This window comes from Anabaena sphaerica FACHB-251, from assembly GCF_014696825.1.
Lineage (GTDB): Bacteria > Cyanobacteriota > Cyanobacteriia > Cyanobacteriales > Nostocaceae > RDYJ01.
Map to the genome: position 1 here is coordinate 47,606 of NZ_JACJQU010000018.1, position 12,883 is coordinate 60,488.

General features: G+C 39.6%; 6 protein-coding genes and 1 pseudogene. 3 read left to right on the forward strand and 4 right to left on the reverse strand.

Going from position 1 to position 12,883, the window contains the following annotated elements; translation table 11 throughout:
• Positions 1-23 precede the first annotated feature (23 nt).
• The 4 genes and pseudogenes from H6G06_RS28220 to ppsA all read right to left on the reverse strand — a co-directional run bounded on the left by H6G06_RS28220 (position 24) and on the right by ppsA (position 9,802).
• Positions 24-2,723, reverse strand: coding sequence for a PAS domain-containing hybrid sensor histidine kinase/response regulator (locus tag H6G06_RS28220; RefSeq protein WP_479683771.1), 2,700 nt, complete (start codon positions 2,721-2,723; stop codon positions 24-26).
• Positions 2,703-4,307, reverse strand: a pseudogene (locus H6G06_RS28225) (PAS domain S-box protein); the annotation flags it as partial. The gene H6G06_RS28220 and the pseudogene H6G06_RS28225, both read right to left, overlap by 21 nt.
• Before the next feature lie 420 nt (positions 4,308-4,727).
• Positions 4,728-6,299: a phytoene desaturase family protein gene (locus H6G06_RS21940; protein WP_190564029.1), complete on the reverse strand. Its 1,572-nt coding sequence runs from the start codon at positions 6,297-6,299 to the stop codon at positions 4,728-4,730.
• A 1,058-nt stretch (positions 6,300-7,357) separates the two neighbouring features.
• Positions 7,358-9,802 carry a phosphoenolpyruvate synthase gene (gene ppsA, locus H6G06_RS21945; protein ID WP_190564030.1) on the reverse strand — a complete coding sequence of 815 codons (2,445 nt, stop codon included), beginning with the start codon at positions 9,800-9,802 and terminating at the stop codon, positions 7,358-7,360.
• A gap of 329 nt (positions 9,803-10,131) precedes the next feature.
• Here ppsA and H6G06_RS21950 point away from each other — a divergent pair, with 329 nt between their 5' ends.
• The 3 genes from H6G06_RS21950 to H6G06_RS21960 all read left to right on the forward strand — a co-directional run bounded on the left by H6G06_RS21950 (position 10,132) and on the right by H6G06_RS21960 (position 12,882).
• The gene (locus H6G06_RS21950) at positions 10,132-10,311 is read left to right on the forward strand and encodes a hypothetical protein (protein WP_190564043.1); all 180 of its coding nucleotides are present in this window, start codon (positions 10,132-10,134) and stop codon (positions 10,309-10,311) included.
• A 528-nt stretch (positions 10,312-10,839) separates the two neighbouring features.
• Complete coding sequence (gene kaiC / locus H6G06_RS21955) at positions 10,840-12,546, forward strand: circadian clock protein KaiC (RefSeq protein ID WP_190564045.1); 1,707 nt, start codon at positions 10,840-10,842, stop codon at positions 12,544-12,546.
• 24 nt (positions 12,547-12,570) lie between these two features.
• Positions 12,571-12,882 (forward strand): circadian clock KaiB family protein, encoded by a 312-nt coding sequence (locus H6G06_RS21960; protein ID WP_190564047.1) that lies wholly within the window; start codon positions 12,571-12,573, stop codon positions 12,880-12,882.
• Position 12,883: the final 1 nt, after the last annotated feature.

Consider the following 12,883-nt stretch of genomic DNA (forward strand, 5'->3'; position numbering starts at 1 on the left):
CCCTGTTCCCTGTTCCCTGTTCCCTATTCCCTATTCCGAATCACTTGACTTAAATTTCTTAGTAAATCATTTGCAGTGTAGGGTTTTAATAAAACGGCTTGCGCTTTTGTCTCGGCTGATTCTGGTAATACCTCTATTGTACCCAGTCCACTACAAGCAATCACTTGTACATCTGGGTTCATTTTTTGCATAGTGCGAATGGCTGTAGCACCATCCATTTCCGGCATCATCATATCCATTAAAACCACACTGATTTGCTGTTTGTGTTGAGCATAAAGAGCGATCGCTTCAATGCCATTACTAGCAGTCAGAGTTTGATAATTGTTATTTTCCAGGATGATTTTAGTCACATCACAAATTTGAGGTTCATCATCTACTATCAAAATCAACTCTCCTTGTCCTGATTCTATTTCCAATTGCTCTAAACTAGGAAGTTGAGGAGATTCTACTGAGGGCAAGAATATCTTAAATGTACTTCCTTTATTCACTTGGCTAGAGACTGTGACAAAACCGTTATGACTTTTAATAATTCCTAACACAGTTGATAAACCTAATCCTGTTCCAGTTCCAATTTCTTTGGTGGTAAAAAATGGATCAAAAATTCTATCTAATATTTCTGGTGACATCCCCATTCCTGTATCCTTGACAGTAATAACTATGTAATGTCCCACTTTAGATTCAAAATTCAACCGGCTATATGCTTCATCAATAAACATATTTTCCGCAGAAATAGTCAGGAGACCACCTGCTGGCATAGCATCACGGGCATTAATTACTAGGTTCATCAATACCTGATGTAGTTGTGTTGTGTCTCCCGAAACCGTCCAGAGGTCTTCGGATATCTGGGTGTTGAATTCGATAGATTTGCTAAATGTATGTTTAGCAATTTGAATAATTTCCGCAATCAGATGTTTAATTTGTACAATTGTCCGCTCTCCTTTTAATCCCCGTGCAAAGGATAAAACTTGCTTAACTAAAGCCGCACCGCGTACAGCATTATTTTCAATAATTGTCAATAGATGGGGATGGCGTGCTGGATCTTTGGCAAATCTGCCTTTGAGTAATTGCGCTGCGACTGAAATAGGTGTCAATATATTATTCAAGTCGTGGGCAATACCACCAGCTAAAGTACCAATGCTTTCTAATCGCTGGGTGCGTAAAAACTGTTCTTCCAGTTGTTTCTTTTCTGTAATGTCAGTATCTACAATCAGGATGGATTTTGGTTGTCCATCGGCATCAAACATGAGTGTCCAACGACTTTCAACGATAATCTCCTGGCCAGATTTGGTTTGTTTACGTAACTCACCTTGCCAAGTTCCCAACTTAACTACAGTTTTGAGCGCAGTTGCTTCGTGTTGTATTGAAGTGTTAGGGCAGAAAATATCCTGAAGGTTTCTACCCACAGCTTCATGCTTAGTCCAACCGTACATTCGCTCCGCACCTTGATTCCAGAATAAGATTTCTGTCTGGAAATCTCGCACAAAAATGGCATCGGTAGCGATATCTAATAAAGCAGCTTGCTCGTAGATTTTCTGTTCTTTTTCCTTGCGATCAGAGATATCTCTAGTTGTACCAATTATCCGTATGGGCTGACCTTGTTCGTCATAATAGACTTTTCCTCTAGTGCCTAACCAGTGTAGGCTGTCGTCAGGCCAAACAGCCCGATATTCAATGCCAAATTCGATTTTTTCTTCAATGGCACGATTGAGAGCTTGAGTGAAAGGTTCAGTATCTTCAGGATGAACTAAATTTAAGAATCCTTGTAAGGATGATGGACACAAACTACCCTTTGGCAATCCGTAAAGTGGGCCTATATGATCAGACCATATACAGTTATTGGTCGTCAGGTTCCAATCCCATATACCCATGTTGGCAGCTTCTAGAGCTAAAGTCAGTCGCGCTTCACTTTCCCTACGGAAAACTTCGGCTAGTTTCCGCTCAGTGATATCTTCTGTAATACTGCCATAGTAATCTAGCTCTCCTTGTTCATTCTTAATGGGAAAGCATCTACTCCAAATCCAGCGGATTGCCCCATTGGGTTGGACAACACGATACTCTAAACTAGCCCCTTCACCCTTTTGATGACGCTCTTCTATTTTTCCCAAAATGTAATCACGATCTTCTGGATGAATACCTTCCATCCAGGATTGCGGATTTTCCCTCAGACTTTGGCAAGAGCGACCCCATATTTTCTCATAAGCCGGGTTAATATATAGAGTTTCCTTACCATCTTTAGAGGCCATCCAGATTACGGTATCAGTGTTTTCGGTAAAGTGTCGGAATTTCTCCTCACTCTTCTTTAGTGCTGCTTCTGCTAGTTGGCGTTCGGTGATATCTTCGGCAATGCCACCAAAGTATTGAATCTGTCCTTGTTCATTCAGGATGGGAAAGCATCTAGCGAAGATCCAGCGGATCGCTCCATCACTTTGTACAAGACGATACTCTAGAGTAGAAAGCTCTCCATTTTGAAGATTCCGCCGTGTTTCTGCCAAAATGCGATCGCGATCTTCTGGATGAATAGATTCTGTCCACGATTGCGGATTTTCCCACAGACTTTGGCAGGAGCGACCCCATATTTTCTCATAAGCAGGATTTACATATACAGTTTCGCCATTCTTGTATGATTTAATCCAGATTATCTGTGCTTGAATGTTTTCCCCAAATTGACGAAATATCTCCTCACTTTTCCGCAGTGCTGCTTCTGTCTGCTTGCGTTCTGTGATATCTTCACCAATGCCACCAAAGTATTGAATCTGCCCTTGTTCATTTTTGATGGGAAAGCGTCTGGACAATAACCAGCGTATCGATCCATCAGGACGTATAATACGATGCTCTACACTGGCATTGCCACCCTTTTGAGCCTGCTCCTCCAACTCTAGCATCATGTGGTCAAGGTCTTCTGGATGAATTGCTTCTATCCAAGATTGAGGATTTTCCCGCAGACTTTGGCAGGAACGACCCCAAATTTTCTCATAAGCCTGGTTAATATAAAAGATGTTGCTGCAATCTTGGGAACAAATCCATATATACGCTTCAATGTTTTCAGCAAATTGGCGAAATATATCTTCACTCTTCCGCAGTGCTGCTTCTGTTTGATGGCGCTCTTTGATTTCTTGCTGCAAAGTTTGATTAACAACTACTAATTCTTTTGTGCGTTTTACTACTCGTTCCTCTAACTCTTGAGTGGCTCTGCTTAGAGATTCTTTAGCTTGCTTGCGTTCACTAATATTGCTCAATAACCAACTCCAGCCACTCTGTTGACCTTGGGGATCGTACATAGCAGCTACCCTCACACCAGCAGGGAAGGGCGTTCCTTGTCGTGGTTGGATGCAAACTTCCCATTCTGGTAACTGTTGAAAATCTGCCAGATCAGATATCAAAGTATGACGCGCTTCGTCAGCAATAAACACCGTGATTGGCTTACCTACTAGGTACTTTTGGTGTACAGATAGTAAGGTCGATGCGGCATGATTGGCTTCTTGAATAATGCCCAATTTATCCGTTACTAAATAACCATAAGGGGTAAATTCAAACAAATTTTGGTAACGTCGGCGTTCTAATTCTGCAATCTCATAAACAATAACCAGCCGTTCGTTTTGTTGGCGTATTTCTTCTTCAACTATTTTCAGTTCTTCTATAGTTTGGTGAAGTTCTTCGTTAATTTTAATTTCTTTGGCAACTTGTTCTACCACCAATTTATGTAAGAAATAATCATTTTCACAGTATACTTCCTTTGTTTGCTGATTTGCGTACTGGCATTTAGCAGGTGTAGTTGTTGGCTTTTGTGACTCTTGGAGATATTGCTGTATGCTGTCGAGAATACCAACTATTTTTACTACATTCAACCCTTGCAACAGGCTAGATTCAGTTACTATTCCTACCAATTTTTCCCCATCATCCACAATTGGTAGATGATCGATTCGATGGTGCTGCAAGATTGATAAGACTGTGGAAATATCCTGAAAAGCCGATTCTTCCAATGTGATGAGTTGTTGCGTCATCACTTCTGCAATTCTTGTCTTAGATAAATTCATACCCAAAACAGTTAGTTTCAATACATCCCTAAGCGTTAATATTCCTAATAACTGCCTTTCTTCTACTACCAAAACATAGCTACTTGCTTTTTGTTTCCCTTTGCTCCCTGGTAATGATTCTGAGGCATTGACGATTTCTAAGTCATTATTTTGTTCTTGATTCATCAAGATAAGAGCATCCAATACCTGACTATCAGGGCTAATCGTCAAGGGATAACGATCAATAACTTGATGTAAATTTGGCAAAGCAATCAGCTGATCGTTTAATTGCATAGGTAATAGTCGGTTTAAATTATCCTATTGATATCGGGGTAGTGTCAGAAAAAGTTTGTTTATAAAAAGGTTCTCAGACAGGAAGTTTGGGAATTTTAGAAGTAGGGTTCCTTTTTTTTTACTCAAAATAGTAACTTAATTCAACAGATTTAACAGGTAATAGAGTATAAAATAATCATTTGTATGGGAATATAACAGGGAAATTTTTTAGCTTCCAAATTCATTTTATGGTCTAAGGAGGCATATAAATAATATATTTTATGCTAAAGACTAGACCTTTTCCAGAATTCATTTTATGTTATAATCAGGGGCTGGCTTAGATTTACATAAAAGTTAGAATACACACCTATCTTTGAATTTGCGATGCCTTCGGCGAGCGTAGCTGTAGCTATCGCAAAGACACCCAAAAATACATACAACCTAAAACCCCTCATTATACCACATAAACAATTTTGCAAGAGGTCTATTCTGTCGCACAGATTCCCCTGTCAACAATTCCACCACATCCATACCATTACCAATCACACCGGGTACACTGGGATATCCAGCACTCGCACCCACAAAAAACAAATTAGGTAACTCTGTGGCATATCCCAAACGATTTAAACCCACCTGTTGGGGGATCAACTTGGCACCATAAATATTACCTTGGGGTTGTCCTAGATAAAATTCGCTAGTGGTGGGTGTACCATAAACTTTCATGCGGGTGTATTTGTCCACGTCGGGAATCAAATCTTTCACACTGGTCATTATCTGCTGATAAACTTGCCGTTTTTTGGCTTTATAGGCTTTAGGGTCGGTTTTATGCAAAGATGCAAAAGGTTCATAGGCACAAACGGTAGCAATTTCTAAAACATGATGTCCTGCTGGTGCTATTCCTGGTGCATTAGTTTTCATGGTTGGACAAGACAGAAAAATCCAGGGACGACTGAGATTATCTTGCAGTTGTTGTTGATATTCTTGGTTGAGGTTGCCTGTGGGATAATACCAGAGATTCCAGTTACCAATCCCATACTTTTGGGGATCGAAGTTGCTATCTAAACCCAGGTAAATATTAAATGCACTGGCTGAATATTCATAGTTGGTAAGGCGTTGAATTTCTCTGGGACTCAAAGCTTGATTATCGTGCATCAATTCTACTGTTAATTTGGGATCGATATCACTGATATAAGCTTGAGTGGCGCGATATGTTTTACTATTAGCTGTAACACTGTGGACACTGTTGTTACTAACTTGAATATGGTCAACTGGGGTAGAATATTCAACTACACCACCATTCGCAGTAATTGCTTCAACAATAGTGTTAACAAACTGTTTAAAATGATGTTTGGGATAGTAAGCACCTTCTGAATAATCCCAAACTAAGGAAGTATGAGTAATCAGGGCGATGTCGTTGGGTGGTAGGGCATAATCTCCACTTTGTCCTGCTAGTATGGCTTGCAGTTTGGGTGATAAACCGACATGGTTATATAAATCTTGTAATGTCCAAGTGCGTCTGGAAAATAAATGCCAATATTTGGGCAATTTCAACCAATCAGTCCATTTTTGATCAAACCAATGTACTTCCCTGACTATTTGCCGAATTTGTTGATGTAGTTGTTTAATTTCATCGCAGTAAAGGTTAATTGCGGTGGTTTCTTCAGGAAAGGTAGAAATTAAACGCGATCGCAAATTTTCCCACCCTAACGGGATTTTAAAATCTGCTTCTGGTGTGATGACTCTATCAATACAGTCAGGTTCAAGACTGTTAAAAGATACATTTCGCTGAATATAATTGAGAAATTGACCGATGGTTTTATCTTGACCACATTGGGAAATATAATGCACATCGGCACAAAAGCTATATGCACCATAATCAAAGGTGTGACAACATCCACCAGGTAAATAATGTTTCTCTAAAACTGCAACTTTATATCCTTGTCGGCTTAAACAAGCTGCCGCTGAAAGTCCACCTAGTCCCGCTCCCATAATTACGTAATCGAAGATTTCCATGTTATCCTCCTGGGTAATCTTGATTTCTAGTGATTTCAGTGGTGGGAAAAATCAAGTCAAAAGTCAAAATTGCAAATAACTGACCGGTGACAGTCAGGAGATATCTTTCTTCTGCCTCCCCTGCCTTCTGGTGTATGTTTTAGCTACTGAATTTAAGCTGGATTTATTCAAGCTATCAAAAGTTATCAGCTTTGTTTATTATTGTTTACGTTCCTTAATAAACGGGTGATTAACTTGATATGAAATAGGGGAGAAAAGAAATAATTTTTAATAGTTGAAAATCATAAAAATACACCCCGTTGCCGAAATATCTGTTAATATGTAAATGGGATTGCAGAGAACCTCTAAAGATAGATGAAAGTGGTAACACTCGCCAAGGCAGGTGATCAGAGTAAAGCCAAACTAGGATATGAGGAAGAGGTGACTTTGGGAGGTTCGGGTAAAAACTGCAAAACCTGTAAACCAAAATAGCTGAGGAGGAGTGCTTGGCAGAAATAACCGCAGAAAACTGAAGGGTCTGGTTGATAACAACTAGACCCTTTAGCTATGGTATTAATTACCCGGTAAAGCACGCAATTAAGGTCTAAAATTCCCACAGATTCGACCTAAATTAAGGAAATTACAATGGTTAGACAGACATAAAAAGAAATATTCTTTTGCCTATTAGATATCTGGTGAAAATTAAATATGCTTAACCTGAAACCCTTTGTAGGGACAATTCATGAATTGTCCCTACAGCTTTTTCACCAGATATCTATTAGACCTCTCCGGAAATATGGTAGAGACGCAATACTGTTCGGTTAAGCGAAAAAACAAAAATTGCGTAGGTTGGGTTGAGGAACGTTCACGCAGTGTGCCGAAGGCATAACCCAACATTTACAAGGGCTTGTTGGGTTTCACTTTGTACCCTACGGGAAGCAAGCTACAACCCAACCTACAAAAACTTTTTCACCAGATATCTATTAGACCTCTCCGAAAATATGGTAGAGACGTTCCGGCGGAACGTCTCTACAAGGGTTTCAAACCACGCAAATTTAATTACCGGAGATATCTATTGCCTATTGCCTATTTCCTTCTGCTGCTGCAATTTCTAACAGTGTCTTGATTACAGAGTCAGGGTTAAGACTAATAGAATCAATACCCAATTCTACCAGGAAGCGGGCAAATTCTGGATAATCGCTAGGTGCTTGACCACAGATACCGATTTTGCGACCATATTCTTTGGCAGATGCGATCGCTTTTCCTATTGTCCGTTTCACAGCTTCATTGCGTTCATCAAACAGATGTGCCACTAACTCAGAATCTCGGTCTAGTCCTAAAGTTAATTGTGTCAAGTCATTAGAACCAATAGAGAAGCCGTCAAAGACTTGGCTAAATTCGTCTGCGAGTACCACATTACTCGGTAATTCACACATTACATAGACTTCCAAGCCATTCTCACCTTTTACCAAGCCATTTTTCGCCATTTCTTCCAGTACCCGTTTTCCTTCTTTGGGAGTGCGACAGAAGGGAACCATAAGAACCATATTGGTTAAACCCATTTCATCCCGTACTCGTTTCATGGCTTGACATTCTAGGGCGAAACCTTCACGGTAACGGGGATCATAGTAGCGAGAAGCACCACGCCAACCTATCATGGGGTTTTCTTCTTTGGGTTCAAATTGTCTACCACCCAAGAGGTTTGCATATTCGTTACTCTTGAAATCAGACAAACGAACAATTACAGGTTTGGGATAGAATGCTGCCGCAATTGTACCAATACCTTGTGCCAATTGAGCTACGAAAAATTCAGCTTTATTTTCGTATTGGGCAGTTAATTCAGCAATCTTATATTTTGCTAGTTCGTCTTCCAATTCATCAAAGTGCAACAATGCTAAAGGATGTGCCTTGATGTGGTTAGCAATAATAAATTCCATCCTTGCTAAACCAACACCATCGTTAGGAATTGCTGTTAAACCTAATGCCTCTTCTGGGTTGCCCACATTCATCATAATTTTTGTGCGGGTACGAGGCAGATCATCTAAAGGTAATTCTTGCACTTCAAAGTTTAACAAACCTGCATAAACTCTGCCTGTTTCACCTTCAGCGCAACTCACAGTAATTTCTTGTCCGGTTTTTAATACTGTCGTCGCATTACCACAACCAACAATGGCAGGAATTCCCATTTCTCTAGCGATAATTGCGGCGTGACAAGTGCGCCCACCAGAGTTAGTCACAATGGCGCTGGCACGTTTCATAATTGGTTCCCAGTCCGGGTCTGTGCGGTTGGTAACTAACACTTCTCCAGCTTGGAATTGGTTGATTTGATGGACATCAAGAATAACTCTCGCTTTACCTTGTCCAATCATTTCACCAACGCTACGGCCTGTTAAAAGAACGTCACCTTTTTCTTTTAATTGATAACTTCTGAGGACAGTTTTCGATTTTTGAGATTGTACAGTTTCTGGTCTAGCTTGGACTATAAATAATTCTCCAGTCATACCATCTTTTGCCCATTCAATATCCATTGGTGTGTCCATACCACGGACTTGGGAATAATGGTCTTCAATAATGCAAGCCCAGTTTGCAAGTTGGAGAATTTCGTCATTATTAAGGGCAAATTGACTGCGTTCTGATTCGGGGACAGAAATATTTTTGGTTAATTTTGTGCCGCCCACATCATAAACCATTTTAATTTCTTTGGTTCCCAAGCGTTTTTGGAGAATGGGTTTATATCCTTGTTTCAAGGTGGGTTTGAAAACTAAATATTCATCTGGGTTAACTGCACCTTGAACGACGTTTTCACCTAAACCATAAGCAGCTGTAATGAGTGCGGCATCTTTGAAACCGGTTTCGGTGTCAATAGAAAACATGACACCAGAACTAGCCAAGTCAGAGCGTACCATTTTTTGTACGCCTACTGACAGTGCTACCTCGAAATGATCGAAGCCTTTGAGTTGACGGTAGGAAATGGCACGGTCAGTAAAAATGGAAGCAAAGCATTTATGACAAGATTCTAGTACGCCTTTTAGTCCATGAACGTTGAGGTAAGTTTCTTGCTGTCCGGCAAAACTTGCATCGGGTAAGTCTTCTGCGGTAGCACTAGAACGCACTGCTACATCAGTATCTTCACCGTATTCTTGGCAGAGGGTTTGATAGGATCTGGCGATCGCTTCTTGCAATTCTAGCGGAAATGGCGTTTCCAACATTAGCGATCGCGCTTGCTTACCACACTGCCGCAAATTGTCTACATCTTCTACATCTAATGTAGCAAAAATCTTTCTCAGTCTGGTTTCTAAGCCTGCGTTGGTGATGAAGTATCTATAAGCATAAGCTGTGGTAGCAAACCCGGTAGGAACCTTTACCCCTTTTGGTCTGAGTTGCTGAATCATCTCTCCCAAAGAGGCATTTTTTCCACCTACAAAGGAAATATCTGCAATGCCAACGGTATTAAAAGGTAGGACTAATGCCTGTTCTTTGGAGGCTGGGCTATCAGTTTCTTGATTGCGTAGTATTTCCAGCATATTTTACAGTCCTTTAAAACCTACAAATATTTTGATTAAAAAGCTTTTAGTAAACCGCTCTGCTTTTGGTTTCCATAATTATTTTTATACAAAGAAAATTTGAGGAACTTGTGAGGATAAAATGTGACGTACTGTAAAGCAATGTAAAGCAAATATTGGTACTTTGTTGCGGAATATTACGGTATATTTTGATATTTCAAGAATCCTCACAACTTTCTCACATTTATAAACTACATTATATACATATAAACGTTGTTTTTAATCCTGCTTGGCCAACTAAGTGCCTGGTAGAGACGGGTGAAATTTTGATTAAAAAGGATTTGAGAAACATGAATTACTGTCCTTGCTGTTCTGATTTACTTTTAAAACATATTCGTAATTCGCAAAATTACTGGTTTTGTCGTTCCTGCTGGCAAGAAATGCCAGTCATCAAAATAAATCTTTCAGTTTCTTTGGCAGAAGCTATTTTAGTTAAAATCCCTCGACAAACTCCAAGACTTGTCGCTTAAGAGGGAAGGAGAAAGAAAAAACCTGGATTGTCAAACTTCGCCAAATATCTGTCTAAGGATGCTAAAAATATGTCTCTGTAACTAAGTCAATATAATTAAACATAAAATGCTCAAGAGATAGATCTCCTACTTATTAGACATCTCCGGTAATTAAATGTGCGTAAATGTGCGTGGTTTGAAACCCTTGTAGAGACGTTCCGGCGGAACGTCTCTACCATATTTCCGGAGAGGTCTATTAGAGAATTCCGGGATCTGAGTATATAGTTTTTTAAGTTGAAGCTACAATAAACTGTAACTGTTCACTCTCTGTTTTTCGTTCAAATTACCTTATATAGGCGTTCCCATGCTCGTGAGGTACAAAATTCTTTAGTTTTAGGGAACTCTTAACTCTTAACAAAGAATAAATTGGTGTGTACTTCATTAGACTGGGAAACGCTATAATCTCATCAGATTTATTAGCCAGCATCTATCTTTGCTGGCTTTTCAGTGTTGAAACAGTAAAACCTATTTATTTTCTACCTCTCTCTCATGGTTGAACAAAATACAAGAAGAAACCCTCATCAAAAGGTTTTTCCAAAATGCCCTACTGGAATCGAAGGATTAGATAAAGTTACAGACGGAGGTTTACCCCAAGGTCGTCCCACATTAATTTGCGGTTCTGCTGGCTGTGGCAAAACCCTCATGGGTGTTGAGTTTTTGGTGCGAGGAGCAACAGAGTATGATGAACCAGGTGTGTTGATATCTTTTGAAGAAAGTCCGGAAGATTTGGCACAAAATGTTGCATCTTTAGGATGGGATCTAGAACAGCTAATTCATGGACAAAAATTAGCAATTGACTATATTCACATCGATCCCTATGAAATTCAAGAAGTAGGTAATTATGATTTAGAAGGCTTATTTATTCGCATTGGTAGTTTATTAGATCAAATCCAAGCTAAAAGAATTGTTTTGGATACAATCGAAGTTTTATTTATCAGCTTTAACAATGCCTCAATTGTGCGGGCAGAATTACGGCGCTTGTTTCGTTGGCTCAAACAAAAAGGCGTAACAGCGATTATTACTGGAGAACGAGGTGAAAATACTCTAACTCGGCAAGGTTTAGAAGAATACGTTTCCGATTGTGTAATTAGACTAGATCAACGAGTACAAGATGAACTTTCCACAAGACGACTACAAATTATTAAATACAGGGGTTCTCAGCATGGCACAAACGAGTATCCTTTCTTAATTACAGAAGATGGAATATCAGTTTTGCCAATTACCTCGGTTGCTTTAGAGCATCAAGTGTCAACTGAGCGCATTTCCTCTGGTGTGCCTCGATTAGATACAATGCTTGGGAATGAAGGTTTCTTTCGGGGGAGTAGCATTCTAATTACAGGTACAGCTGGAACCGGGAAAAGTAGTTTTTCTGCCCATTTTGCTGCTGCCACTTGTGAGCGCAAAGAAAGATGCTTGTATCTGGCTACAGAAGAGGCTCCCCAACAAATTCTGCGGAATATGAGTTCACTTGGTTTGGACTTGCAACCCTACGTTGAGCAGGGATTACTTTATTTTCAGGCAGTTCGTCCTACCGCTTACGGTTTAGAAATGCACCTGATGATGTTACACCAATACTTGCAGAAATTCAAAATCAGTACGGTGATCATTGACCCGATGAGCAATTTAACTATCTCCGGTTCTGGACATCAAACCAAAATTTTCTTTATCCGGTTGATAGATTTTCTCAAGTCGCATAATATCACAGTGTTACTCACTAATCTCACTCCCGGTAACAGTTCCTTTGAATATACAGAAATTGGTGTTTCTTCATTGATGGATACCTGGATTGATTTGCGAACAGTAGAAAGTAATGGTGAACGCAATCGAATTTTGTATATACTCAAATCCCGTGGGATGCCACACTCTAACCAGGCAAGAGAATTTCTGATTACATCTCAAGGCATTGAACTGCTGGATATATATTTAGGACAGGGTATGGTTATGACTGGTAGTGCTAGAGCTAACCAGGAGGCTCAAGAAAAATTAGCAGCTACCACACGCGAGCTATTATTAGAACGTAAAAAAAGAGAATTGGAACGCAAAGAATTACTTATAAAATCACAAATTGCTGCCTTACAAGCAGAATTGACAGTTGAACAAGAAGAGTTTAAGATTTTAAACCAACAGGAATTTATTCATCACAACAATCTACAACAAGAACGCGAAATCATAGCTCAATTACGTAAAGCAGATTAGTTAGAAATTAGAGGATTTTTTGTTATGGAACAGTTAAATCAAAATCATCTGCCAGGCTCAGAGATTTGGCTATTACGGCTTTATATTGCTGGACAAACACCCAAATCATTGACTGCATTTGCTAACTTAAAGAAAATTTGTGAACAAAACCTCCAGGGTCAATATCAAATTGAAGTAGTTGATTTGATTCAACATCCTCATCTGGCTCGACAAGATCAAATTCTGGCAGTTCCGACTTTAATTCGTAAATTACCCCCTCCTATTAAGCAAATTATTGGAGATTTATCTAATACAGAAAAAGTATTGCTTGGTTTAGCCATTCAACCACTGAATTAGA

Excerpts from the sequence above, each read along its gene's own strand:
- H6G06_RS21940 (WP_190564029.1), bottom strand. The coding sequence starts at position 6,299 with ATGGAAATCTTCGATTACGTAATTATGGGAGCGGGACTAGGTGGACTT.
- ppsA (WP_190564030.1), bottom strand. The coding sequence starts at position 9,802 with ATGCTGGAAATACTACGCAATCAAGAAACTGATAGCCCAGCCTCCAAA.
- H6G06_RS21950 (WP_190564043.1), top strand. The coding sequence starts at position 10,132 with ATGAATTACTGTCCTTGCTGTTCTGATTTACTTTTAAAACATATTCGT.
- kaiC (WP_190564045.1), top strand. The coding sequence starts at position 10,840 with ATGGTTGAACAAAATACAAGAAGAAACCCTCATCAAAAGGTTTTTCCA.
- H6G06_RS21960 (WP_190564047.1), top strand. The coding sequence starts at position 12,571 with ATGGAACAGTTAAATCAAAATCATCTGCCAGGCTCAGAGATTTGGCTA.